General features: G+C 64.7%; 26 protein-coding genes. 9 read left to right on the top strand and 17 right to left on the bottom strand.

The genetic code is table 11. From position 1 onward, the window contains the following. Positions 1-493, top strand: a 493-nt coding sequence (gene rhuM / locus Q0L48_RS13815; protein ID WP_296721889.1) for a RhuM family protein, incomplete at its 5' end; no start/stop codon positions are given. 50 nt (positions 494-543) lie between these two features. Then, positions 544-936: a hypothetical protein gene (locus Q0L48_RS13810; RefSeq protein WP_296721887.1), complete on the top strand. Its 393-nt coding sequence runs from the start codon at positions 544-546 to the stop codon at positions 934-936. Positions 937-1066: 130 nt separating this feature from the next. On the opposite strand, the gene Q0L48_RS13805 is transcribed toward Q0L48_RS13810, so the two are convergent. Further along, complete coding sequence (locus tag Q0L48_RS13805; RefSeq protein ID WP_296721907.1) at positions 1067-2059, bottom strand: adenosine kinase; 993 nt, start codon at positions 2057-2059, stop codon at positions 1067-1069. Positions 2060-2195: 136 nt separating this feature from the next. Here Q0L48_RS13805 and Q0L48_RS13800 point away from each other — a divergent pair, with 136 nt between their 5' ends. From Q0L48_RS13800 to Q0L48_RS13790, 3 genes are all read left to right on the top strand, one after another. Continuing rightward, positions 2196-2891, top strand: a complete 696-nt coding sequence (locus tag Q0L48_RS13800; protein ID WP_296721885.1) for an EI24 domain-containing protein — start codon at positions 2196-2198, stop codon at positions 2889-2891. Further along, positions 2888-3277, top strand: coding sequence for a hypothetical protein (locus tag Q0L48_RS13795; RefSeq protein WP_296721884.1), 390 nt, complete (start codon positions 2888-2890; stop codon positions 3275-3277). The genes Q0L48_RS13800 and Q0L48_RS13795 overlap by 4 nt, the downstream gene beginning before the upstream one ends. Before the next feature lie 67 nt (positions 3278-3344). Then, positions 3345-4289 carry a hypothetical protein gene (locus Q0L48_RS13790; protein ID WP_296721882.1) on the top strand — a complete coding sequence of 315 codons (945 nt, stop codon included), beginning with the start codon at positions 3345-3347 and terminating at the stop codon, positions 4287-4289. Between the two features lie 4 nt (positions 4290-4293). On the opposite strand, the gene Q0L48_RS13785 is transcribed toward Q0L48_RS13790, so the two are convergent. The 13 genes from Q0L48_RS13785 to Q0L48_RS13725 all read right to left on the bottom strand — a co-directional run bounded on the left by Q0L48_RS13785 (position 4294) and on the right by Q0L48_RS13725 (position 14787). Continuing rightward, positions 4294-4767 carry a hypothetical protein gene (locus Q0L48_RS13785; RefSeq protein ID WP_296721881.1) on the bottom strand — a complete coding sequence of 158 codons (474 nt, stop codon included), beginning with the start codon at positions 4765-4767 and terminating at the stop codon, positions 4294-4296. 3 nt (positions 4768-4770) lie between these two features. Further along, positions 4771-5136, bottom strand: a complete 366-nt coding sequence (locus tag Q0L48_RS13780; RefSeq protein WP_296721879.1) for an iron-sulfur cluster assembly accessory protein — start codon at positions 5134-5136, stop codon at positions 4771-4773. Beyond that, entirely contained in the window at positions 5136-5609 is a 474-nt protein-coding gene (locus Q0L48_RS13775; protein WP_296721877.1) for an SUF system Fe-S cluster assembly protein, read from the bottom strand. Before Q0L48_RS13775 ends, Q0L48_RS13780 begins: the two co-directional genes overlap by 1 nt. Before the next feature lie 5 nt (positions 5610-5614). After that, entirely contained in the window at positions 5615-6841 is a 1227-nt protein-coding gene (locus Q0L48_RS13770) for an aminotransferase class V-fold PLP-dependent enzyme (protein WP_296721876.1), read from the bottom strand. After that, positions 6838-7602, bottom strand: coding sequence for a SufD family Fe-S cluster assembly protein (locus Q0L48_RS13765; protein ID WP_296721905.1), 765 nt, complete (start codon positions 7600-7602; stop codon positions 6838-6840). The genes Q0L48_RS13770 and Q0L48_RS13765 overlap by 4 nt, the downstream gene beginning before the upstream one ends. Further along, a complete protein-coding gene (sufC, locus tag Q0L48_RS13760) occupies positions 7602-8357 on the bottom strand; it encodes a Fe-S cluster assembly ATPase SufC (protein ID WP_296721875.1) in 756 nt (251 codons plus the stop codon). Before sufC ends, Q0L48_RS13765 begins: the two co-directional genes overlap by 1 nt. After that, positions 8357-8899: a hypothetical protein gene (locus tag Q0L48_RS13755; RefSeq protein WP_296721874.1), complete on the bottom strand. Its 543-nt coding sequence runs from the start codon at positions 8897-8899 to the stop codon at positions 8357-8359. The genes sufC and Q0L48_RS13755 overlap by 1 nt, the downstream gene beginning before the upstream one ends. Further along, positions 8896-9486, bottom strand: a complete 591-nt coding sequence (locus Q0L48_RS13750; protein ID WP_296721873.1) for an endonuclease domain-containing protein — start codon at positions 9484-9486, stop codon at positions 8896-8898. Before Q0L48_RS13750 ends, Q0L48_RS13755 begins: the two co-directional genes overlap by 4 nt. Then, positions 9479-9736 (bottom strand): hypothetical protein, encoded by a 258-nt coding sequence (locus tag Q0L48_RS13745; protein ID WP_296721871.1) that lies wholly within the window; start codon positions 9734-9736, stop codon positions 9479-9481. The genes Q0L48_RS13750 and Q0L48_RS13745 overlap by 8 nt, the downstream gene beginning before the upstream one ends. A 133-nt stretch (positions 9737-9869) precedes the next feature. Further along, positions 9870-11372 carry a Fe-S cluster assembly protein SufB gene (gene sufB / locus Q0L48_RS13740; protein ID WP_296721869.1) on the bottom strand — a complete coding sequence of 501 codons (1503 nt, stop codon included), beginning with the start codon at positions 11370-11372 and terminating at the stop codon, positions 9870-9872. Further along, positions 11369-11809 (bottom strand): SUF system Fe-S cluster assembly regulator, encoded by a 441-nt coding sequence (locus Q0L48_RS13735; protein ID WP_296721867.1) that lies wholly within the window; start codon positions 11807-11809, stop codon positions 11369-11371. The genes sufB and Q0L48_RS13735 overlap by 4 nt, the downstream gene beginning before the upstream one ends. A gap of 114 nt (positions 11810-11923) precedes the next feature. After that, positions 11924-13759, bottom strand: a complete 1836-nt coding sequence (locus tag Q0L48_RS13730) for a DUF885 family protein (RefSeq protein WP_296721866.1) — start codon at positions 13757-13759, stop codon at positions 11924-11926. A 104-nt stretch (positions 13760-13863) separates the two neighbouring features. Then, positions 13864-14787 carry a helix-turn-helix domain-containing protein gene (locus Q0L48_RS13725; RefSeq protein WP_296721864.1) on the bottom strand — a complete coding sequence of 308 codons (924 nt, stop codon included), beginning with the start codon at positions 14785-14787 and terminating at the stop codon, positions 13864-13866. 322 nt (positions 14788-15109) lie between these two features. On the opposite strand from Q0L48_RS13725, the gene Q0L48_RS13720 reads away from it, so the two are divergent. The 3 genes from Q0L48_RS13720 (at position 15110) to Q0L48_RS13710 (ending at position 19891) form a co-directional block, all read left to right on the top strand. Continuing rightward, positions 15110-16156 carry a quinone-dependent dihydroorotate dehydrogenase gene (locus Q0L48_RS13720; protein ID WP_296721862.1) on the top strand — a complete coding sequence of 349 codons (1047 nt, stop codon included), beginning with the start codon at positions 15110-15112 and terminating at the stop codon, positions 16154-16156. A gap of 11 nt (positions 16157-16167) precedes the next feature. Beyond that, positions 16168-17889, top strand: coding sequence for a gamma-glutamyltransferase (gene ggt, locus Q0L48_RS13715; protein ID WP_296721861.1), 1722 nt, complete (start codon positions 16168-16170; stop codon positions 17887-17889). Positions 17890-18067: 178 nt separating this feature from the next. After that, on the top strand, positions 18068-19891 hold the full coding sequence (locus tag Q0L48_RS13710; protein WP_296721903.1) for a long-chain fatty acid--CoA ligase: 1824 nt from the start codon (positions 18068-18070) through the stop codon (positions 19889-19891). Positions 19892-19914: 23 nt separating this feature from the next. Here the strand turns inward: Q0L48_RS13710 and Q0L48_RS13705 are convergent, their stop codons facing one another. The 3 genes from Q0L48_RS13705 to Q0L48_RS13695 all read right to left on the bottom strand — a co-directional run bounded on the left by Q0L48_RS13705 (position 19915) and on the right by Q0L48_RS13695 (position 21838). Beyond that, complete coding sequence (locus Q0L48_RS13705; RefSeq protein ID WP_296721857.1) at positions 19915-20589, bottom strand: HAD family phosphatase; 675 nt, start codon at positions 20587-20589, stop codon at positions 19915-19917. Between the two features lie 79 nt (positions 20590-20668). Then, a complete protein-coding gene (locus Q0L48_RS13700; RefSeq protein ID WP_296721855.1) occupies positions 20669-21259 on the bottom strand; it encodes an NADPH-dependent FMN reductase in 591 nt (196 codons plus the stop codon). A gap of 33 nt (positions 21260-21292) precedes the next feature. Beyond that, entirely contained in the window at positions 21293-21838 is a 546-nt protein-coding gene (locus Q0L48_RS13695; protein WP_296721853.1) for a hypothetical protein, read from the bottom strand. A gap of 105 nt (positions 21839-21943) precedes the next feature. Between Q0L48_RS13695 and Q0L48_RS13690 the strand changes: the two genes are divergently transcribed. Then, on the top strand, positions 21944-22702 hold the full coding sequence (locus Q0L48_RS13690) for a DUF4019 domain-containing protein (RefSeq protein WP_296721851.1): 759 nt from the start codon (positions 21944-21946) through the stop codon (positions 22700-22702). The last annotated feature ends 11 nt before the right edge of the window (positions 22703-22713 follow it).

The raw sequence follows: 22713 nt of genomic DNA, 5'->3' as shown, positions 1-22713 counted from the left end.
ACCTACGGCAGAAAACTCTAACCAGAAATGGTCCAGTTTTCAGGTGGCAGAGCACAAGACGCCTGCCGAGGTTATCCATGGCCGTGCGGATGTGTCCACTGACAACATGGGTCTGCGAACCTGGCCAAACGAGAACATCCGCAAAACGGATGTGACGACTTCAAAAAATTATCTGGGTGAAGCTGAGATTCGAGAGCTAAATCGGCTAACGACAATCCTCCTAGATATCTTTGAGGACCAACTAGATCTAGGTCGCCTGACGCTCATGAGCCAAGCTGAATCTCTTCTGGATCAGCAACTTCGGAGCTTGGGCCGAGTTGTGCTAAGTCATGGGGGGAAAATCTCCATGGACGACGCGAAGCGCCGTGCGGAATCAGCTTTCGAGCAATTCAAAGCTAAACAGAAGGCGATCAGAAAGGCCGAAGCCGATAAGGGCATTGCAGAAATCAAGGAAGCTCAGAAGAAGTTGCCTAAGGAAAAACGCAACAAGTAAAATTGACCACGATCAAGGACAGGACGACGCGAAAGGCGCATACAGGCGCCATGACACAGCACCCCCTCCGCGCCATCGCCATCCTCGCCGCGCCGCTCTTGGCGCTTGCCGCCTGCCAGACGCCGGGGAGCGAGAACCCGCCGCCGATGGTGGGCAAACCCACCTCGCCTTCGCCCGACACCCGCGCGCCTGCCTTCGTCGAGGCGGCTTGCGGTGGGTGCCATGCGGTCGAGCCGCCGTTCCTGTCGCCCAATCCGGCCTCGCCCAGCTTTGCCGCGATTGCCAACCGCCGGGGATTGTCGGAAGCCTCGCTCGCCGACTGGCTGGCCGAGGCGCACAATTATCCCGAGGATATGGATTTCACCCTTACCCGTCCGCAGATCGACCAGATCGCGCGCTACATGGTGACGCTGCGCCGCGCCGGATACGTGCCGGACGAGTGACACTCCCTATCCCCCCTCCCCCTTGGGGTGGGGTTGGGGTGGGGGCTCCACGCTAGCCACGACGCGAGGCCTTACGGCCTCGCTCCCCCATCCCGGACCCTTCCCCGGGGGGGAAGGGGGTTCATGTCGGTTACAACCGCTCTTCCATCAGCTTGACCATATCGGCTTCCGGACGCGGGCCGTAGTGGGCGATCACTTCCGACGCCGCAATCGCCCCACGCTTCAGGCAGCGGGTCAGCGGTTCGCCCCGCGCATAGCCCGACAGGAACCCGGCAGCGAACTGGTCGCCCGCGCCGGTGGTGTCGATCACCTTGATGACCGGCACGGCGGCCACTTCGGCGCGCTCGCCGTGGGCGATTGCGACAGCGCCTTTCTCCGAACGGGTGGCGACCAGCACCGGCACCTTGCCTGCCACCTGCGCGAGGCCCGCTTCGAAATCGTCCTCGCCGGTCAGCGTCGCCAGTTCGGTTTCGTTGACGAACAGGATGTCGATCACCCCGTCATCGATCATGGCGCGGAAATCGTCGCCGTGCCGGTCGATCACGAAGCTTTCGGACGCGGTAAAGGCGATCTTGCGGCCGGCGTCGCGCGCGACTTCGATGGCGCGGCGCATCGCGCGGCGGGGTTCCTCGGGATCCCACAGATAGCCTTCGAGATAGAGGATCGCGCCGCTGGCTATCAGCTCTTCGTCCAGCGCGGCGGCGGGGAGATACTGGCCAGCGCCGAGGAAGGTGTTCATCGTCCGCTCGCCATCCGGCGTCACGAAGATCAGCACGCGGCCGGTGGCCGGATCGCCTTCACGCGCCGGGGTGTCGAAGTCGATGCCGGTCGCACGCATATCGTGGCGGAACACCTTGCCCAGTTGATCGTCCGCAACCTGGCCGATGAAGGCGCATTGCAGGCCTAATGTGGCGAGGCCCGCGAGCGTGTTCGCCGCCGAACCGCCGGAGATCTCGCGCGCGGGCGGCATGGCTTCGTAAAGTTCGTCGGCGCGTGCTTCGTCGATCAGGGTCATCCCGCCGCGATTGAGCTGAAGCTCGTCGATCAGTTCCTCCTCGCACGAGGCAATCACATCGACCACGGCATTGCCGATGGCGATGACGTCGTAACGGGCGGGCTGGATATCGGGCACGGGAGAGTTCCTTCACTATTGCTTGCGGCGCCGCCTAGCCGCGTTCGGCCCCTGCGCCAAGCATCTGTGTGCGCCGTGCGTCCTCCACGTTGACTTCGCAGTGCGCACCCCGCATCGACCGGGCACCATGTCCGCCGTTCCTGCCGTCCTTGCCAAGGCCGTTGCCCAGCTGTCCGACCGCGCCGTGCTGCGCGTGCTGGGCAAGAGCATCGGCATAACGCTGGCGCTGTTCGCCGCGCTGGGGGCAGCAGTGTTTTTCGGGCTGGCCACGTTGATCGAAGGTTATGGCTATGACGGCGAATGGGCCGGAGTGGCCGCCGCGATACTGGTGCCGGTGGCGATGTGGCTGTTGTTCAGGGTGGTCGCGATTGCCGTGCTGCAGTTCTTCGCCGACGAGATCGTCGCTGCGGTCGAGGCGCGGCACTATCCGGCGCTGGCGAGTACAGCCAGGGCGCTGCCGTTTCGCCGCGACCTCGCCAATTCGGTCAAGGGGCTGATGCGGGCGCTGGGCTACAACCTGCTGGCGCTGCCGGTGGCGGGATTGCTGGTGTTCACCGCGATCGGTCCGGCGCTGGTGTTTCTGGTGGTCAACGCCGTGCTGCTGGGGCGCGAGCTGACCGACATGGCGTGGCTGCGGCATTGCGGCGCGGGTGAGAGCGTCGCCAATCCCGCCGGGCGCGCAGATCGGTTCCTGATGGGCGCGGCGATTGCCGGGCTGATGCTGGTGCCGTTCGCCGGCCTGATCGCACCGGTGCTCGGCGCGGCGGCGGGGACACATCTGGTGCTGCGGCGTCTGGAAATGCCGCAAGCAGGTGCCCGATGAAGACTTCCGCGCCTGTCTTGGCGGTCCTGATGCTGGCGCTCGCCGGGTGCGCGGGGGGCAGCAGGCCCGCGCCTGCGCCTGCCCCGGTTCGCACCGCCGGCGTGGTCCGGGTGCCGCAGGTGATGGCGCCGCGCGGGCTTGGCGGCGTGATCGGGCAGGAAGCAGATCGGCTCACCCGGCGGTTTGGCGAGCCCCGCATCGATCTGGCCGAGGGTGACGCGCGCAAGCTGCAATTCAGCGGCGCGACCTGCGTGCTCGACATCTACCTCTACCCGATGAGCCCCGGAGCCGAGCCGACCGCCGCCCATGTCGATGCAAGGCTGCGGCAGGGCGGCGCGGCGGCCGATGCGGGTGCCTGCATCCGCGAGGTCGAGGCCGGGAAATAGCGACGGTAACCGGGTCTTAAGCCTGTTTGTGCCATGGCTGGCGCGCAATCACAGGATCAGACGGGCCATGACCACGCAATTCATCGACATCGCGCAGCGCGCCGCCGCCGACGGGCAGGTATCCGCAGACGAACTGCTGGCGCTCCGGCGCGAAGGCTGGGGCGACGGCATCATCGCCCGCGACGAAGCCGAGGCGCTGTTCGCGCTCAACAACGCACTGCAAGAACGCAGCGCGGAATGGTGCGATTTCTTCGTCGAGGCAATCGGCGAATTCGTCCTGAACGCCGCGCCGCCGCGCCTGCAATGCAGCCATGACGAGGCCGCATGGCTGATCGCACAGATCGATCATGACGGCGTGGTCGAAAGCATGGTCGAGCTGGAAACGATGGTGCGGATCATCGAGCGCGCCGAGAACACCCCCGAAACTCTGAAGAACTACGTCCTGACACAGATCGAACGCGAAGTGCTGACCGGCACCGGCCCGACCCGCTGCGGCGGTCAGCTCAGCGCCACCCATATCAGCGCCGCCGAGTGCCGCATCATCCGCCGGGTGATCTTCGCCAGCGGCGGTCACGGCCCGGCAGCGGTGACGCGGTTCGATGCGGAAATGCTGTTCCGCCTGAAGGACGAGACCCTCGCCGAGGAAAACGCTGCCGAATGGGACGATCTGTTCGTCGACGGCGTCGCCAATTACCTCAAGGGCTTCACTCTGCAGAACGCGCAGGTCAGCCACGAACGCAAGCTGGAGCTGGAAGCCTTCGTGGCCGATAACAGCGCCAGCGTGGGCCGCTTCATGGGGCGCGTTGCACGTGAAGCGCCGCAAGTGGCCAATCACTTCGGCAAGGTGTTCGGCAAGCGCAAGGATGCAGGGCCGGATTACGCCGCCTTGGCGTCAGCGGGCGAAGTGGTGACCGATCACGAAAGCGAATGGCTCGAAGAAATGATCAACGCCGATGGCGAGGTCGATGAGCTGGAAAGCCGCCTGATCGCACGGCTGGCGGCAGGGGCGTAAGCGCTTACCGCTTCAGCGCCGCGAATTCCGTCTGCGCCAGCCGCCGCCAGCGGCGCTGGCGGTGGGCGTAGAACACCCGCGCGAATGCGGCGATCAACGGGGTGAGCAGCCCTGCCTCGATCGCGACCCTGTCGGTATAGCTGGTGGAACCGTCCGCGCCCGGTGCAATCGTGATCCAATGATCCCAGCGCCGGATCAGCGGGCCATAACCATTGTCGCGGATAAAGCGGGCCTCACCTTGCGGCGCAGGCTGACTGATGACCACCGCCTGCCAGCCGACGGGGATGATCCCGAACAGCCACATCCACGCGCGGTATCCGCCCGGCTGCCACACTTCGGGAAAGCGATCTGCACCCTTGGAGGTGAAACGGATCAGCGGGGCGGCGATGTGCAGCAGCAGCGCGGATGTCTGCACCCGGCGCCATGCCTCGTCCGGTGTGCAGGCCAGTGTTGTCGATAGTTCGACAGTGGCAGTCACGGATCAGACCATGAAACTTTCGCCGCAGCCGCACGCGCCCTTGGCGTTGGGATTTTTGAACACGAATCCGGCGGTGAAATCATCCTCCCGCCAGTCCATCACGCTGCCGACGAGATAGAGCACGCTCGCGCTGTCGATGTAGAAGGTGCCGCCGGGCGTTTCGATCTTCTCGTCGAAGCGCGCTTCCTCGGTCACGTAATCGACCGAGTAGGCGAGGCCGGAGCAGCCCCGGCGCGGGGTCGACAGCTTTACGCCGATCGCGTCTGCAGGCGCCTTGGCCATCAGGTCGGCAATCCGCGCTTCAGCGCCGGTGGTCAGGACCACGGCGGCCTTGGGCGCGGGGCGAGTGGTGGTGGCGGTATCGCTCATCATAACATTCCCAGTTCGAGCCGGGCTTCGTCCGACATCTTGTGCGGCCCCCATGGCGGATCCCATACCAGAACCACCTCGGCATCGCGAATCCCGGGTACCGAGGCGACGCGCAGCTCGATCTCGCCCGGCATCGATTCGGCAACGGGGCAATGCGGCGTCGTCAGCGTCATGGTGACGGTGGCGTCGCATTCGTCATCGACCTCGACCCCGTAGATCAGGCCGAGATCATAGATATTGACCGGGATTTCCGGATCGAAAATCTCGCGCAAGGCGGCGATCACATCGGCCTGCAAATCGCTGCCATTGCCGCCAACCGGCGCATCGGCGACCTTCGCCGCCAGAAACCCGTCGAGATAATCGCGGCTGCGCGGCGCGTCTGCTGCAGGTGCGGTGTCATTATCGACTGCGTCTTCCACGCGGGCGCGGGGGGGCTTGTTCACGGTCATGTCCGTCGGGTCCGAGCTGTCCATCGCTCTCATCCTTTTCCAAAAATGCGGCGGGTGCGGGCGATCCCGGCCATCAGCGCGTCGATATCGGCTTCGGTCGAATAGACGCCGAAGCTGGCGCGCGCGGTGGCGGGAACCCCGAGATAATCCATCAATGGCTGGGCGCAATGGTGGCCCGCGCGGATTGCGACATTCCCTTCGTCCAGCAGCGTGCCGAGATCGTGCGGGTGAATATCGTCCAGCGCGAAGCTGACGATGCCTGCACTGTCGGCGGGGCCGAACAGCGTCACGTCGTTCATCGCGCCAAGCTCGCGCCGCAACCGGGTGACCAGCGCGGCTTCGTGGGCGTGGATATGCTCCAGCCCGATGCTGTCGACGTAATCAGCGGCGGCGGCAAAGGCGATCGCTTCGGTGATTGCGGGCGTCCCGGCCTCGAACCGCTGCGGCGCGGGGGCATAGGTGGTGCGTTCGAAGGTCACCCGGTCGATCATCGCGCCGCCGCCCTGATAGGGGGGCATATCGGCGAGAATCTCTGCCTTGGCCCACAGCGCGCCGATCCCGGTCGGGCCGTACAGCTTGTGCGCGCTGAATACGAAGAAATCGCAGTCCAGCTCGCTGACATCGACGCCCATGTGCGGCGCGCTCTGGCACCCGTCGAGAAGCAGTTTTGCGCCAACCTTGTGCGCCAGCTTTGCCGCGCGTTTGGCATCGAGCACGCCGCCGGTGACGTTGGAGACGTGTACCAGCGCGACCAGCTTGTGCGCCTCGGTCAGCATCGCTTCGGCAGCATCCAGATCGATGCGGTGATCGTCGGTCAGCGGGCAGACGTCGATCTGCGCGCCGGTGTCTACCGCGATCATCTGCCATGGAACGATGTTCGAATGATGCTCCAGCTGCGACAGCAGGATCCGGTCGCCCGGCTTCAGGTTCGCGCGGCCCCAGGTCTGCGCGACGAGGTTGATCGCCTCGGTCGCGCCGCGGGTGAAGACGATTTCGTCCTCGTGCCCGCCAAGGAACGCCGCGATCCGCCGCCGTGCCGCCTCATAGGCGATCGTCATCTCGGCCGAGCGGGAATAGACCCCGCGATGCACCGTCGCATAATCCTCGCCCAGCGCGCGCGCCATGGCGTCGATCACGGAACGCGGTTTCTGCGACGTGGCGGCGGTATCGAGGTAGTGCCACGGCTTGCCGTCCGCGGCGATCAGGCCGGGGAATTCGGCGCGCAGATCGCGTTTGAAAGTGGCGGGGGCGTTCATAACCGTGCCCCTTCCAGCGCGCCGAGCGCCGCATCGAGCAGGCGTTCATGCTCGGCCTCGTCCGCCAGCGACACGAAGGCATCGCCGATGAAGGCCTGCACCAGCAGCCGCTGCACGGTGGCGGGATCGAGCCCGCGCGCCATCATGTAATAGCGGGCGGATTCGTCCAGCTCGCCCACGGTCGCGCCATGCGCGCACTTCACGTCGTCGGCAAAAATTTCGAGCTGCGGCACGGCATTGGCGCTTGCGCCCGCCTCCAGCAGCAAGCCTTTGAAATCCTGCGTCGCATCGGTCTTCTGCGCATCGCGCGCGACCTTGATCTCGCCGAGAAAATTGCCGGTGCCGGTGTTCCAGTGGACGGCGCGCACCGTCTGGTTGCTGGTTGCATCCGGTTCGGCATGGGTGACCTGCGTCACGAATTCGCGCGTGGCATCCCCGCCGCCGATGGTAACGCCGCCGAATTCGAAATGCGCACCCTTGGCGAGCCGCACTTCCACCTCGACGCGGGTGTAATCCTGCCCGGCATTGGTCACGAAGAACGCCGCCCGAGCTCCTTCGTCCAACGTCACGCGGAACCGGTGGAGTTCGGGCGCTTCGCTGCCGACGATCATGCAGCGCGTCACGCTCTCGCCCGCAGGCACATCAATCGCCTGCCACACATCGAGCGCTTCCACGCCGAGCCGCGCCACACCGTCCATATCGGCATAGCGCCATGCCTCATCGCGGCGGGTGGGAAGAGTCAGGGTCGCGCCTTCCGCCATCATGCCATCACCGAATCGTAACCCTCGGCCTCGAGCCGCAGCGCGAGTTCCGGGCCGCCGGTTTCGACGATCCGGCCGCCCGCAAGGATGCTGACCTTGTCGGGCTTCACCACGTCGAGCAGGCGCTGGTAGTGGGTGATCAGCAGCACGGCCTTGTCCGGGGAACGCATGATCGAATTGATCCCGGCGCCGACGATCCGCAGCGCATCGATATCGAGTCCGCTGTCGGTCTCGTCCAGCACCGCGAAGGCCGGGTTGAGGATGCCCATCTGCACCATTTCGGCGCGCTTCTTCTCGCCGCCCGAAAAGCCGACATTCACCTGCCGCTTGAGCATGTCCATGTCCATCTGCAGCAGCGCGGCCTTGTCCTTGGCCAGCTTCAGGAATTCGCCGCCACTCAGGGGTTCCTCGCCGCGCGCCTTGCGCTGCGAATTGAGCGCCTCGCGCAGGAACTGCACGTTGGAGACGCCGGGGATTTCGACCGGGTATTGAAAGCCGAGGAACAGCCCCGCCGCCGCACGCTCATGCGGGTCGAGGCCGAGCAGATCCTGCCCGCGAAACTCCACGCTGCCGCCGGTCACTTCGTATCCCGGCTTGCCGCCCAGCACATGGGCGAGCGTCGATTTGCCCGCGCCGTTCGGCCCCATGATCGCGTGGATCTCGCCCGCAGGCACGGTCAGGCTCAGGCCCTTGAGGATCGGCTTCGGATTATCGCCGCCGCCGACAGTGGCGTGAAGATCGGTGATGGTAAGCATTACTGGACGTCCTTTTTCTGTCCTGCGGCGGCAGCGGCAGCAGTGGCGGCGCTCGCATCGGTGCGCGCCTTGACCACGCTGGCGTCGCGCAGTTCGATCACCAGCCCCTTGGGCTTGGTGGCTTCGTACTTCTCGGTAATGGCCTCGGCCCCGGCGAGGCGCTGGCGGAACTGGCTGTCGAGATCGCCGCCCCGCGCGATATGGATGCGGCCGATATGTTCGAAGGTTTCACGCACGTCAGCGGGCGAGAATTCGGCGGCCTCCCCGCGATTGGCGAGCACCCGGTTGGCTTCGGCCTGCGCGGTTTCGGAGACCTTGGCGCAGCGCGGCAGATCGGCGCGGTATTGGGCTTCGAAATCGGCCTGACCGCTCAGATTGCGGTTGGTGATCGCCAGACAGCGGCGATAATCGGCCACGAACGGCTGGATCAGCCGCGGATATTCGACCGTCCAGGTCTCGGGCGCATCATTCGTGACAGCGATGACGGCTTCGCCGGCACCCTGAAGGGCGAGCAATGGGGCAACAAGAGCGGCAAGGATCATGGGCGGTTCCGGGGCTTGGGGTTGGACGAGCGCTCGCTGCCGCGATCATCGCGCTGAGAGTTGGGGCGGGAGTTGGGGCGCGGTTTGGGGCGGTCGTAGCTCTGGTTCGGGTTGGCCGCCTTGTGCGCGCGGGCGGCGGCTTTGCGTTCGGCGATCCGGTCACGCATCACGGTGGTGAGGCGTTGCAGTACGGCATCGATATTGTCGAGAATGTCGCTCGCCGCGATCCGCATCACCCGAATGCCGACGCTTTCGAGGCTCTTGTCGCGGCGTTTGGCGAGGGCATCGTTCTGCCCCTCCTCGTCAATCGACAATGCGAGGCCGAGATTGTGGCAGTTGAAATCGACAATCGCGCTGCCGACCACGGCGAAGCGTTTGAAGGTGTAGCGGCCCAGATCGGCCTTGCTGAATTTCTCGGCCAGCGCCTTGTGCGCAGCGGATGAATGGCGCCGCATCTCGCGCGCCTGTTCATGCAGCGCATCGAGCCGCGAATCCGAAATCTCCCACCCGCGGCCCTTCTTCTTGAGCGCGGGGGCTTCGGCGGTGGCGGCCTCAGGGTTGAGGGCGAGGGTTTTGCGTTCAGTCATTATGTCTGCGCCTTTCTTGATAGAGGCGCCATAGCTCTGGATTCTCCTTGAGCCCTTGCTCAAGGCGGATTTTCTTCCACGCTGTCACCGCTCGCCAGCCGTTCAGTGCACCCAAGAGAGCTAGTGGGCCGGCTGCCATGCTACGGTCGGTGTAAATTGCGAGAACGAACAGCATTCCGCAAAGCATGACCATAAAGAGCGGGAACCAAGGTGTCTCGTTCGGCTGCGGAGACATTGATTTGAACATCACCCCACGCTCCCCTCAAGCGAAATCGCCCCTTCGTCATCCCGGCGCAGGCCGGGACCCAGTGACGCTGGGTGCTTCACGTTGCCGCTCTGGGCCCCGGCCTGCGCCGGGGTGACGGTTGTGGTGGGGGTGGTAATCATCCGACCGAACCTTCCAGCGAAATCGCCAGCAGTTTCTGTGCCTCGACGGCAAACTCCATCGGCAGCTCTTTCAGCACGTCCTTGGCAAAGCCGTTGACGATCAGCGCCACGGCTTCCTCTTCGCCAAGCCCGCGCTGCATGGCATAGAACAGCTGTTCGTCGCTGATCTTGCTGGTGGTCGCCTCGTGCTCGATCTGCGCGCTGGGGTTCTTCACCTCGATATAGGGCACGGTGTGCGCGCCGCATTGATCGCCGAGCAGCAGGCTGTCGCATTGGGTGAAGTTGCGCACATTGCTGGCGGTCGGCCCGACGCGGACGAGGCCGCGATAGGTGTTCGACGATTTGCCTGCCGAAATCCCCTTGGAGATGATCGTCGAGCGGCTGTTCTTGCCGTTATGGATCATCTTGGTGCCGGTGTCGGCCTGCTGGTAATTGTTGGTGACCGCGACCGAGTAGAACTCGCCCACGCTATCTTCGCCGTTGAGAACGCAGGAGGGATACTTCCACGTCACCGCAGAGCCGGTTTCGACCTGCGTCCAGCTGACCTTGGAACGGTCGCCCTGACACAGTGCGCGCTTCGTGACGAAATTGTAGATCCCGCCCTTGCCCTCGGCATTGCCGGGATACCAGTTCTGCACGGTCGAATACTTGATCTCGGCATCGTCCATCGCGACCAGCTCGACCACCGCGGCGTGGAGCTGGTTTTCGTCGCGCATCGGCGCGGTGCAACCTTCGAGGTAGCTGACGTAACTGCCTTTTTCGGCGATGATCAGGGTACGTTCGAACTGGCCGGTGTTTTCGGCATTGATGCGGAAATAGGTGCTGAGCTCCATCGGGCAGCGCACGCCTTCGGGCACATAGACGAAGGTGCCATCGGAGAAGACCGCGCAGTTCAGCGCCGCAAAGTAGTTGTCGCGCACCGGCACAACCTTGCCGAGCCACTTTTTGACGAGGTCAGGATATTCGCGGATCGCCTCGGAGATCGAGAGGAAGATCACGCCCGCGCGCAGCAATTCGGCGCGGAAGCTGGTGGCGACGCTGACAGAATCGAACACCGCATCCACCGCGACCTTCTTGGCGCCCTTCACCCCTGCCAGCACTTCCTGCTCGCCCAGGGGGATGCCCAGCTTGTCGTAGATCCGCTTGATCTCGGGATCGAGGTCTTCAAGCGAGTCCAGCTCGATCTTCTTCTTGGGCGCGGCGTAGTAATAGGCGTCCTGATAATCGATTTTCGGATAGCCGACCTTGGCCCAATCGGGTTCCGGCATGGTTTGCCACAGGCGGAACGCCTTCAGCCGCCATTCGAGCATCCATTCCGGCTCGTTCTTCTTGGCGGAGATAAACCGCACCGTGTCTTCGGTGAGGCCTTTTTCGGCGAATTCGGTTTCGATGTCCGATGACCAGCCATGCTCGTAATCGGCGGCTTTCGCGGCGGCTTCGCGCGCTTCGACATCGGTTTCGGCCACATCGCTTTGTGAACGCGTTTGAAGATCGGTCATGCCGGAATTTCCTCGATAAGCGGGATGGGCCGCGCCGCTGGCGGATTGCGCAGCTGGGATAAGGTAATCCCGGCCAGCGCGCCGCGCAGCGCGACGTTGATGATCGGCCAATGGGCGCGCATGTTGCACCCGGCCTCGAAATCGCAGGCGACGTGATCGACGCAAGCCGTCAGCGCAATCGGCCCTTCGATCGCCTCGACGATGTCGGCGACCGTGATCGCCGCCGCCGGTCGTCCGAGCTGCAGACCGCCATGCGCGCCGCGCACAGATCGCAGCAGGCCCGCGCCCGTCAGCTTCGAAACCAGCTTCTGCACCGTCGGCACCGGCAGCCCGGTTTCCGCCGCCAGTTCAGCCGCGCTGACCCGCCCGTCACCGCAATGCGTGGCGGCCTGGCACATCGTGATGACGGCATAATCGGCAAGGTTGGACAGGCGCATTGCGAGCGGTTCTCAATTCGGACGGAATCAGTCTGATTTCCAATTAGGACCGATCCGCTCGGATTACAACCGCAAAGGTCGGCGCCGCCCGCGCCCAGCACTCAGGAGGTGCGCTCAGGATGCGCGGGCCTCGGCGATCCACTGCTCGACATTCTCCTCGAGGATCGACAGCGGCACCGGACCGCTGGTGAGAATGACATCGTGGAACGCGCGAATATCGAAGTCCTCGCCCAGCTCCGTCCGGGCCTGTTCGCGCAGTTCCATGATCTTCAGCTTGCCGATCATGTAGGCGGTCGCCTGCCCCGGATAGACAACGTAGCGCTCGATCGCCTTCTCGATATCGCCCGCCGGGTTGGGGGTGTTCTCGGCCAGCCACGCGATTGCGTCCTCGCGGCTCCAGCGCTTGTCGTGGATGCCGGTGTCGACCACCAGCCGCCCCGCGCGCCACAACTCCATGCCGAGCCGCCCGAAATCGGAATAGGGATCGGTGTAGAAGCCCATGTCCTTGCCCAGTTCCTCGGTATAGAGGCCCCAGCCTTCGGAATAGGCGGTCACCCCGCCGAACCGGCGGAACGCGGGCAGGTTGCCCAGCCCGGTCTGGATCGAGCGTTGCAGATGGTGGCCCGGCACCCCTTCGTGATAGGCCAGCGCCTCCAGCTCGTTCTTGCTCATGTCGTTGAGATTATAGAGGTTCACGTAATAGGTGCCGGGGCGCGAACCATCGGGCGCTGGGCTCTGGTAGAAGGCTTTGCCCGCGCTCTTTTCGCGGAACGCCTCGACCGGCTTGATCACCAGCGGATCCTTGGGCAGCGTCGTGAAGAATTCCGGCAGCTTTTCGTTCATCCGGGCAATATGCGCCTCGGCCTCGGCCAGATAATCCGCGCGGCTGGTGTGGAAGAAGCGCGGATCGTCGCGGGTGTAGGCGAAGAATTCCTGCAGGGTGCCCTCGAAGCCGACCTTGGCCATGATGGCGCGCATTTCGTTATGGATACGCTCCACTTCGCGCAGGCCGATGGCGTGGATTTCGTCGGCGGTCAGATCGGTGGTGGTGTAGTTGGCGAGCAGCGCGGTGTAGTAATCTGCGCCTTCGGGCAGACGCCACACGCCGTCATCGGTCGGTGCGATCGCCTGCTGACGCTCCATCTCGGCAAGCAGACGCTGATAGGCGGGGACTGCGCTTTCGCGCCACCCGGTCAGGGCTGCGCTATACAGATCGGCGCTGGTGTCGGCATCCAGTTCGAGCTTGCCGAGCTTGGCTTCGAAATCCTCCAGCACCGCGTTGTCATCGCCCGCTTCGAGCAGGTTGCGGATGTCGGAAATGACATATGGGTACACCCATTTGGGCGGCATCACGCCGTTTGCGGCCCGCTCGCGCGATTCGGCGGTGAGCGCATCGAGCTGCGGCCCCATTCCGGCAATCCGCTCGACATAGGCCTGCGCATCGTCGCCCGACGCGACCCGGTGGATGTTGATCAGGAAGGCGGGCATCCGGCTCTGCGCGCCGTTCATCTGGTCGAAGATGTAGTCATTGTCGCGATAGGGCCAAAGTGCGGCGCGGCGCGCGGCCATCGCTTCGAACAGCCGGAACGACAGCGCCTGCTGCTCGGTGAGCGTTGCCGGATCGTACCGCGCGCGCATCGCCGCCAGGGTCTGCTGCAACAGCGCATATTCGCGCAGTTCGGCAGCGTCCGAGGGATCGTCCCACTTGCCGTAATCCTCATCACGAATGCCGCGATAGGCCTTGCTCTGCGGCGACATGGCCAGCTGGGTTGCATCATAGGCGGCGAAGAATTCGTCGATGCTGGCCGTTACCGGAAGATCGGCGGACGCGGTTACGGGTGCGGCCTCGCCGCCTTGGGCTGCCAGCGTCGCGGGCAGCGCGGCAGCGCCGAGTGCAGCAGCGATGGCGAGCATGGAAACGGGGGCGGCGAACAGGCGGGCAATCATCATCGGGGATCCTCGGGTTTCTTCGCAGGTATGGCAAATATGCGACAGGCTGTAGCCCTGCCTACCCCGCCCTGACAACCGCAGGCGAGAATCCCGGGCAAGGCCGCTCAGCTGCGCAGTTCGCGCAGGTTCCGCGAATCGATCATCTCGGCAAGATAGGGCAGCGACGGATCGCTCAGCCGCGCCGGGGTGCGCCCGACAAAATGCGCAATCTCGCGAATCATGTGGGGTTGATCGAAAAAGGCCTCGGAAATGGCGGATTCGTCTTCGGGGGCGAGGTGCGGGGCGGACAGCAGGGCAGCGGCGCGCAACGCGCGATATTTGCGCGCCAACCCGCGCGGCGGCAGGCCGAAATAGCGCTCGACCAGACGCTGCACCTGCCGGGCGGAATAGCCTGCGGCCCCGCTCAGATCGGCAATGTCGGGATTGAACGACGCACCCAGCCAGCGCCCCACGGCGATGATCAGTTCGACATGGCGCGGGTTCACCGGGCGGGCGTTGCGGGCGATGAAATCACCCACCGAGCGCGCGCAATCCGGCCCACTTGTCGTGCCGCTGCGATAGGCCTGCAGCAGCGCCTCTCCGAACGCGCCGAAAGCTTCGCCCAGCACCGATGCTGCCGGCAACAGCCGGTCGCGATGCTGCCCGGCATGAAGCCCGGTCAAGGCGGCCCAGCCGAACGGAGTCAGCGCCGCCCCAAAGGCATGGAACGGCCCGTCGACCACAATCGGCGTGGCGCGCGACAGCGGGGTTAGCAGCCCGACGGCATGGTTCGGATCGCGCCGCCCATCGGCGAACTGAATCTCGCCCGTGCCATAGGGGAACAGGCAGACCTGCCCGATGGCGGCGGGCTGGATGTCGCGGATTACCGGCTCGTCGCAGCGAAAGTGATACAGCGTGGTGACCAGCGGAGCGATCTGTTCGGGCGGATCGATATAATCGATGCTGATCAGCGCTGCCGGGGTCAAAACCGATTGCGCTGCGGCAGAGCCATTCGGCACGTTCGGGGCGAGGTAGGTTTCGACGCTCATACAACAGCGTAACATTATCAGCCGCCGTGTCGCCCTGTCAAAACCGATGGCACCAAAAAAAGGGGGCGGCGCTCCGTCGTGGAACGCCGCCCCTTCAAAGTTGAGGAACTCTTTGCATTGCTGCTCCGAGCCCTTCGGGTCGCAGTGCGGCCTATAAAGAGCGAATCGCCGGATTGATTGTATGCAAGCGACAAGCAGTGTCCCGTAACTGAAGGATTGCGGCTGCCAAGGTGCTGCCACGCCTGATCGATTATGCGCGCGCAGGCCCGCTGCGCACTTGCATGCTCGACAGCGCGCGCGGCCTGCCATAGGCGCAATTTCCATGCTGTTCCGCCTGCTCAAGCCCGCCCTGTTCGCGCTCGATTCCGAAACCGGACACCGTCTTGCCATCAAGGGGCTGAAGGCGCTGCCGCTGCGCGGGCCGATGCCGGTGCCGGGCGCGCTGGGCGTGGAGGTGGCGGGGCTGTCCTTCCCCAATCCGGTCGGTGTCGCCGCCGGGTTCGACAAGGATGCCGAGGTGCCCGACGCGCTGCTCGGTCTGGGCTTCGGCTTCACCGAGGTCGGATCGATCACCCCGCTGCCGCAGGCGGGCAATCCGCAGCCACGCCTGTTCCGGCTGGTGGAGGATGGCGCGGTGATCAACCGCATGGGGTTCAACAATTCGGGGGCCGAAGCCGCGCTGAACCGGCTGCGCGCACGCGCGGGCCGACCGGGCATTGTCGGCGTCAATATCGGCGCGAACAAGGATTCGGACGATCGCATCGCCGATTATGCCGTGATGGCGCGGCTGATGGCTCCATTTTCGAGCTATCTGTGCGTCAACGTGTCCTCGCCCAACACGCCCGGCCTGCGCGCCTTGCAGGATGAAGGCGCGCTGGCAGGTCTGATCGATGCGGTGATTGCAGCGCGCGACGAGGTTTCGGAGGGCGATTCGCCCCCGCCGATCTTCCTCAAGGTCGCGCCCGATCTCGAACCCGCCGATATCGACGCCATTGCCCGCATCGCGCTGGACAGGCGGTTGGGCGCGCTGGTGGTGTCCAACACCACGATCTCGCGCCCTGCCCTGCGTTCGCACCATGCGGGCGAGACCGGCGGGCTGTCGGGCGCGCCTTTGCGCGATCTGGCGCAGCAGCGCCTGCGCGATTTCCGCAAGGCCACCGGCGGGGCGATCCCGCTGGTCGGTGTCGGCGGCATCGCCACGGCCGAACACGCGTGGGAACGCGTCCGCGCCGGGGCTTCGCTGGTGCAGCTGTATTCCGCGATGGTCTATGAAGGACCGGGCCTCGGCGCGCGGATCGTCAAGGGGCTAGAGCGGCTGATGCGGCGCGATGGCTTTGCCAGCATTGCCGAAGCGGTCGGAACCGAATAGCGAGGCTGCCGATGCGTTTTCTCGTCCCCCTGTTCGCCCCGCTGGCGCTCGCCCTCACCGGCTGCGCCGCCACTCTCCCGCCCGAAACTGCCGCCGCGCCGTCGCCGACGCGCGCGCAGGGCGCGGTCAGCAGCGCCGATCCGCGCGCAACTGCCGCCGGGGAGGCGATTCTGGCGCAGGGCGGATCGGCCACCGATGCTGCGATTGCGGTGATGCTGGCGCTGACCGTGGTCGAACCGCAAAGCTCCGGCATCGGCGGCGGCGGGTTCATGCTGCGCGCCGACGGGGATAGCGATGATATCGTCACCATCGACGGGCGCGAAACCGCCCCCGCCGCCGCCACGGCGACCCGTTTTCTCGATGCCGAGGGCAAGGTTCTGCCGCGCGAGACCCGCGTGTTCTCCGGCCTCAGCGTCGGGGTACCGGGCAATATCGCGCTCGCCGCCGAAACCCATGAAAAGTTCGGCAAGCTGCCCTGGGCGGCGCTGTTCGAACCCGCCATCGCGCTAGCCCGCGACGGTTTCGTCATGAACCGCCGCCTTCACGAATCGCTGGCCGCCAACAAGGGCCGCGCCGACAAGACCGAAGCTGCACGCGCCACATTCTTCGGCGCGGATGGCGAGCCGCTGCCGATCGGCGCGACCTTGACCGTCCCCGCGCTCGCGGACACCTTCGCAGCCCTCGCCGCCGCCGGACCTCAGGCAATGTACGGGGCGGATGCCGCCGCTGGCCTCGCCGCCTATGTCGCAGGCGAAACCCCGCAGGACGGCGCGATGACGGCGGCCGATGTGACGGCGTATGATGCCAAGCTGCGCAAACCCGTCTGCGTGCGCTACCGCGTGTACCGCGTATGCGGCATGGGGCCGCCGTCTTCGGGCGGGGTGGCGGTGGGGCAGATGCTCGGCCAGCTCGAACGCTTCGATCTCGCCGCGCTTGGCCCGGACAGCCCGCGTTTCTGGCACCTGTTCGTCGAAAGCCAGCGCCTCGCCTATGCCGACCGCGAGCTGTATCTTGCAGACGCCGATTTCGTCGAAGTGCCCGTCGCCGGACTGGTCGATCCCGCTTACATGGCCTCCCGGTCGGCGCTGATCTCCTCCACTTCCGCACTCGCCAAGGTCGAAGCGGGCACACCGCCGGGCGCGCCGCTCGCGCGCGGGGACGGGCCGGAAGAGCCGGAAAACGGCACCACCCATTTCGCGGTCGCCGATGCCGAGGGCAACGCCGTCAGCTACACCTCGACCGTAGAGGGCGCATTCGGATCGGGGCTGTACTGGAACGGGTTCTATCTCAACAACGAACTCACCGATTTCACTCTGACCCCCGAGGCCGATGACAAGCCCGTCGCCAACCGGGTGGAGGGCGGCAAGCGTCCGCGTTCCTCGATGGCGCCGACCATCGTCTATGATGCCGATGGCCGGGTCGTGCTGGTGATCGGCGCGGCGGGCGGGCCAACGATCCCGGTGCAGGTCGCCCGCGCGATCATCGGCGTGGTCGATTTCGGCCTCACCGCCGAAGCCGCGCTGGGCCTGCCGTTCATCATGAGCTTCGGCGATGTGGTTGTGATAGAAGAAGGTCTGCTCGAAGCGATGGAGAATGATCTCAAGGCGCTCGGCCATGGCAATATCCGCACATCGGGCGCGCCGCTCAAGGCCAATGCCCTGCGGCGCCTGCCGGGTGGCGGGTGGGAAGCCGCAGTCGATCCGCGGCTCAAGGGCAAGCTCGATTACGAGTGATGCTCGCGGCTTGCCGCTCCGGCGATGAGGCACTAACCTGAAATTCAACGGGGCCGCATCAGAGCCCCGGCAACATGCTCGAAGGGATCAGGAGCCTTTGCCAGTGCATTCCCCCACATTGCCGCCCAAGGGGGCAGGCAACAATGTCCGCGCGACAATCAACCCGGCGGACGATCCGCTGCTGCAGGACATCGACGGCGCGCGAAACCTCGTCGAACTGTTCCTCAAGCGTGCCGATGAAAAGGGTGACGCGCCTTTCCTGGGGCACAAGGCCGACGGGAAATGGGTGACGCAAAGCTGGCGTTCCGCCGCCGAGCACGTCTGCCTGCTGGCCGAAGCCTTGCGCCGCATGGGGCTGGAAGACGGCGACCGCGTGGCGCTGGTATCGGAAAACCGCCCCGAATGGTGCATCGCCGATCTGGCGATCATGGCCGCCGGGTGCATCACCGTGCCGACCTACACCACCAACACCCGCCGCGATCACGCGCACATCCTCGACAATTCGGGCGCGCGCGCGGTGTTCGTGTCAAACAGTAAACTGCTTGCCCCGCTGGTCGGCGCGATCGGCCAGACCGGGCTGATCGAACACGTTATCGGGATCGAGGATCTCAAGCGCCAGCAATCGGGCAGCTTCGAATATCACGCATGGAGCGCGCTGATCGCCGGCGATGCCGCTGCGGCGCGGGCTGCGGTCGATGAACGCATCGCGCAGATCGAACGGTCGGCCACCGCGTGCCTGATCTATACCAGCGGCACCGGCGGTGCGCCGCGCGGGGTGATGCAGCACCACGGCGCGATTCTGTGCAACGCGGCGGGCGCGGCAGAGGTGCTGATCAACGATTTCGGGCTCGACGACGAACGCTTCCTGTCCTTCCTGCCGCTATCCCACGCCTATGAACATTCCGGCGGGCAGTTTCTGCCGATCGGAGTAGGGGCGGAAATCTTCTATTCCGAAGGCCTCGAAAAGCTCGCCTCCAATATCGAGGAAACGCGCCCGACGCTGATGGTGGTGGTCCCGCGCCTGTTCGAAGTGCTGCGCGCGCGCATCATGAAGCAGATCGAAAAGCAGGGCAAAGTCGCCGGTTTCATGCTGGATGCGGCGATGAAAATCTCCGAGCACAGCAAGGACGGCAAGAAACGCCTGCGCGACCGGCCGCTCGATTATATCGTCGGCAAGACGCTGCGCCCCAAGATTCGCGACAAGTTCGGCGGGCGGATCAAGGCGATGGTATCGGGCGGCGCGCCGCTCAACCCCGAAGTCGGCAATTTCTTCGATGCGCTCGGGCTGACGATGCTGCAGGGGTACGGCCAGACCGAGGCCGGGCCGGTGATCAGCTGCAACCGCCCCAAGGTCGGCCTGCGGATGGACACGGTCGGCCCGCCCTTGCGCGGGGTCGAGGTTCGGATTGCCGACGATGGTGAAATCCTCGTGCGCGGCGAATTGGTGATGCACGGATACTGGCGCAACGATGCCGAAACCGCGCGCACGCTGCAGGCCGATCCCGCCGAACCGGCGGGCAGGCCGTGGCTCCACACCGGCGATATCGGGCATCTGGATCACAAGGGCCGGATCGTCATCACCGACCGCAAGAAGGACATGATCGTCAACGACAAGGGCGACAATATCGCGCCCCAGAAGGTCGAAGGGATGCTGACATTGCAGCCCGAAATCGCGCAGGCCATGGTGAGCGGTGACAAGCGGCCTTACGTGGTCGGTCTGATCGTGCCCGATGCCGAATGGGCGCTCGAATGGGCGCGCGCGAACGGCGAGAAGTTCGATCTGACCGCGCTGCAGGACCTGCCCGCCTTCAGGAACGCGGTGCGCGCGGCGCTGGACCGGACCAATGCCGATCTGTCAGTGATCGAAAAGGTCCGCCAGTTCGCCTTCGCGGACGAAGCGTTCAGCATCGAGAACGAAGAAATGACGCCGTCGATGAAGATCCGCCGCCACAAGATCCGCGAGCGGTATCAGGGGCGGATTGACGGGTTATATCGGGGGTAGGTGCGAGCGGCAGGAAGTGCTGCTCAGCAAAGCAAAGCGCGGATCTGCGAGTGGTGGGAAACTACCATCACGGCACCATTTGCCAAAAGCCTTTGTTCAAGCCGCTTATCGCAGTGACCGCCTCCGACGAAGCCGATGGGGGTCATACCCGCCGCCTTCGCAGCTAAAACTCCGTGAACGCTGTCTTCGATGACAAGGCAACGGATCGGATCAACCTCGATCTGCGCAGCGGAATGCAAGAACAGGTCGGGGGCTGGTTTCCCAGTCTCGACATGGTCGGCAGAGTAAATGTGGGGCGCAAACAGCGATTGTAGCCCTGTTATCTCAAGCTTCTTTAGCAGCTTTTCGAGGGGGGAAGATGATCCGACCGCGACCTTGCCACAGAATGATTGGACGAGCTCAGCAACGCCATCGATTGCTCTAAGCTCGGCCTCAATCCGAGGCCAGACTATTTCATCAAGCTGTGAGCCGAAGTCTGAAGGGAATTCATCACCGGTAAGCTTTGCGTAATCGGCCGCCAACTCAGTTTGGAAATCAGCGTTCGACAGTCCGACAAAACGGGTCAAGTATGCTTCGCGCGCATAAACCAAACCAAACTTCGCCAGCAGTTCAATCTCCGCAGCTATGTGAATGATTTCAGAGTCTACTAGAACCCCGTCGCAATCGAAGATTATCGCCTGAGGTTCCTTCAGCCACATACCCTGCATTTAACGGTAAGTCGCCCATAAACAAGGAGTTGATATGTAGCAGCTTTGGGGTCGCTGCCTCCATGGCACATCAATAAGGCACCGCCACCTTCTCCCGCTGCGCCCGCGCCGCTTCGGTCCACCACGCCAGATCGTCGGCAAAGCGCGGGAACTGGCGTTCGAGCGCTTTGCCGCCTTCGCCCTGCGGCTGGGCCTGCTCGTCGAGCGTATTGCCGATCTGACCGACCGCGATGGTGCTCGACACCACCGCCATGCCCATCTCGCCCAGAATGTCGCGCCAGGCCAGTGCCGCACGGACGCCCGCGGTTCGCCCGGCGGAGTAGCTGGCGATGGCGGCGGGGCGCCAGAACCATTCTTCGAGGAAGTGGTCGGTGAGGTTCTTCAGCCCCGGCTGCACGCTCCAGTTATATTCGCCGACGACGAACACGAACGCATCGGCGCCGCGAATCTTGCCCGCCAACGTTTCCAGCGCCTCGGGCGCTTCGCCCTCGGGGTATTCCTTGTACATCCGGTCGAGCATCGGGAGGCCCACCGCCTGCGCGTCGATCAGCTCCACCTCGGCCCCGCGTTCGGCCAGTTTCTGGACGCAGTAATCGGCGAGCCGGATGCCCTGCCGGTCGCGGCGGTAGGAACCGTAGAATACGAGAATGCGGTCGGTCATGGCTGTCTCCTTGTTGCAGAGCAGCCTAACGCCTCACTGCGGCGGTTTCTTGTCCGACCGCGAAGTTGCGGATGCCGCATCGGCCGCCAACGCCTCGATCTGCCGCAGCTGCTGATGAAGCAGTTGCTGCGCGCGCGAGATTTCCTGCAGGCTCACCAGCATATCCATGCGCGAGAGGCGCTCCGGAGGCTGCGGCCATTCGGTACTGCCGTCAAAGACGCGGTGGCTGATGATGACCCCGTCGGCGGTCGCCTTGATCCGGCCATGCGCAAGCGATGCGCGCTGTTTGCAGACATTTTCCCAATGATCGATCCGCTGCCGGGCCAGTTCCCCGTGCTTGCCGAAATCATGGCTCTCGATACAGGCCTTCAGCCCCCGCAGGCGCGTAACCGGCATGGGGCTGCGCGCATCCTTGGGAAGCATGATCCCGGCTTTTTCCAGCGCGCTCAGGCAATCCGCGACCGCGTGCTCACCTTGCGCGAACACTTCGATGCAACATCCCCGCCACGCGCAGACCGTAACCGGCCAGTCCTCCAGCGAGAAGAAACCGGCTTCCTTGAGATTGAAATGCACAGACATCGGGTCTGGCTACAGGACAGAGGCTTAATCCTTCGTCACTGACGCTCCGACGACCCAAGAGATTCGGGGTGGCCGCTTGCGGGTGCGCATCCTAGACCTACGCCCATGACATCCGACCTCGACGCGCTGACCGACAAGGAAAAGGATACGTTGCGGCTGCTCCTGCGCGGGCACGATGCCAAATCCTCGGCACGCGAACTGGGGCTTTCGGTCCATACCGTCAACGAACGGCTGCGCGATGCACGGCGCAAGCTTGGGGTGACCAGCAGCCGTGAGGCGGCGCGGAAGCTTTTGACAGAGGAAGCCGATGACCCCCAATTGCCGGGGGACAAGGCTTTGGGGGATGCCTTGGCGGCCCCTCCCGATGCACCAATGGCGGCATCCGCCACCCGGCGGTGGGCACGGCCAGACCTTGCCCTCGCGTCCATCGGAGTGCTTGCCATGTCGCTGATCCTTGCTGCCCTGTTCCTCCCCGCCTCGCCGCTTTCGGTTGTGCCTGCTGCGGCCACGAGCAGCGTTGCCGCCGCTGAACCCTCTGCCGCCGAAGCCGCCCGCACGGCCGAGGATTTTCTGAACCTGTGGGACGAAAGCCGCTGGGCCGAAACCTATTCCGCCACCGGGACGCAATTTCGCAGCGTGAACACACTGGAAAGCTGGGCGGAGATATCCGAACAGGTGCGCGCGCCGCTCGGCAAGCTCATGACCCGCAACCTCGTCGCCAACGAGTACGTCCCCGCACCGCCGGAAGGGTATCGCCTCGTCAAGTTCGCCAGCAGCTATGCCAGCGGGACCAATCAGGTCGAGAGCCTGTCACTGGTGTGGGAGGACGGCGCGTGGAAGGTGGCCGGGATCGTGATCGGTTAGGGGCATGGCGG

This window comes from Erythrobacter sp., assembly GCF_024305245.1.
GTDB lineage: Bacteria > Pseudomonadota > Alphaproteobacteria > Sphingomonadales > Sphingomonadaceae > Erythrobacter.
The sequence above is the reverse complement of the archived record's forward strand: the minus strand, read 5'-3'. Positions and strand labels throughout refer to the sequence as shown.

Bases quoted from the DNA above. Each gene is read 5' to 3' on its own strand.
- Q0L48_RS13735 (WP_296721867.1), bottom strand. From the start codon at position 11,809: ATGCGCCTGTCCAACCTTGCCGATTATGCCGTCATCACGATGTGCCAG.
- Q0L48_RS13780 (WP_296721879.1), bottom strand. From the start codon at position 5,136: ATGAGCGATACCGCCACCACCACTCGCCCCGCGCCCAAGGCCGCCGTG.
- Q0L48_RS13725 (WP_296721864.1), bottom strand. From the start codon at position 14,787: ATGAGCGTCGAAACCTACCTCGCCCCGAACGTGCCGAATGGCTCTGCC.
- Q0L48_RS13755 (WP_296721874.1), bottom strand. From the start codon at position 8,899: ATGATCCTTGCCGCTCTTGTTGCCCCATTGCTCGCCCTTCAGGGTGCC.
- Q0L48_RS13730 (WP_296721866.1), bottom strand. From the start codon at position 13,759: ATGATGATTGCCCGCCTGTTCGCCGCCCCCGTTTCCATGCTCGCCATC.
- sufC (WP_296721875.1), bottom strand. From the start codon at position 8,357: ATGCTTACCATCACCGATCTTCACGCCACTGTCGGCGGCGGCGATAAT.
- Q0L48_RS13790 (WP_296721882.1), top strand. From the start codon at position 3,345: ATGACCACGCAATTCATCGACATCGCGCAGCGCGCCGCCGCCGACGGG.
- Q0L48_RS13690 (WP_296721851.1), top strand. From the start codon at position 21,944: ATGACATCCGACCTCGACGCGCTGACCGACAAGGAAAAGGATACGTTG.
- Q0L48_RS13695 (WP_296721853.1), bottom strand. From the start codon at position 21,838: ATGTCTGTGCATTTCAATCTCAAGGAAGCCGGTTTCTTCTCGCTGGAG.
- Q0L48_RS13800 (WP_296721885.1), top strand. From the start codon at position 2,196: ATGTCCGCCGTTCCTGCCGTCCTTGCCAAGGCCGTTGCCCAGCTGTCC.
- Q0L48_RS13750 (WP_296721873.1), bottom strand. From the start codon at position 9,486: ATGACTGAACGCAAAACCCTCGCCCTCAACCCTGAGGCCGCCACCGCC.
- ggt (WP_296721861.1), top strand. From the start codon at position 16,168: ATGCGTTTTCTCGTCCCCCTGTTCGCCCCGCTGGCGCTCGCCCTCACC.
- Q0L48_RS13810 (WP_296721887.1), top strand. From the start codon at position 544: ATGACACAGCACCCCCTCCGCGCCATCGCCATCCTCGCCGCGCCGCTC.
- Q0L48_RS13765 (WP_296721905.1), bottom strand. From the start codon at position 7,602: ATGGCGGAAGGCGCGACCCTGACTCTTCCCACCCGCCGCGATGAGGCA.
- Q0L48_RS13720 (WP_296721862.1), top strand. From the start codon at position 15,110: ATGCTGTTCCGCCTGCTCAAGCCCGCCCTGTTCGCGCTCGATTCCGAA.
- Q0L48_RS13770 (WP_296721876.1), bottom strand. From the start codon at position 6,841: ATGAACGCCCCCGCCACTTTCAAACGCGATCTGCGCGCCGAATTCCCC.
- Q0L48_RS13705 (WP_296721857.1), bottom strand. From the start codon at position 20,589: ATGTGGCTGAAGGAACCTCAGGCGATAATCTTCGATTGCGACGGGGTT.
- sufB (WP_296721869.1), bottom strand. From the start codon at position 11,372: ATGACCGATCTTCAAACGCGTTCACAAAGCGATGTGGCCGAAACCGAT.
- Q0L48_RS13775 (WP_296721877.1), bottom strand. From the start codon at position 5,609: ATGGACAGCTCGGACCCGACGGACATGACCGTGAACAAGCCCCCCCGC.
- Q0L48_RS13700 (WP_296721855.1), bottom strand. From the start codon at position 21,259: ATGACCGACCGCATTCTCGTATTCTACGGTTCCTACCGCCGCGACCGG.
- Q0L48_RS13795 (WP_296721884.1), top strand. From the start codon at position 2,888: ATGAAGACTTCCGCGCCTGTCTTGGCGGTCCTGATGCTGGCGCTCGCC.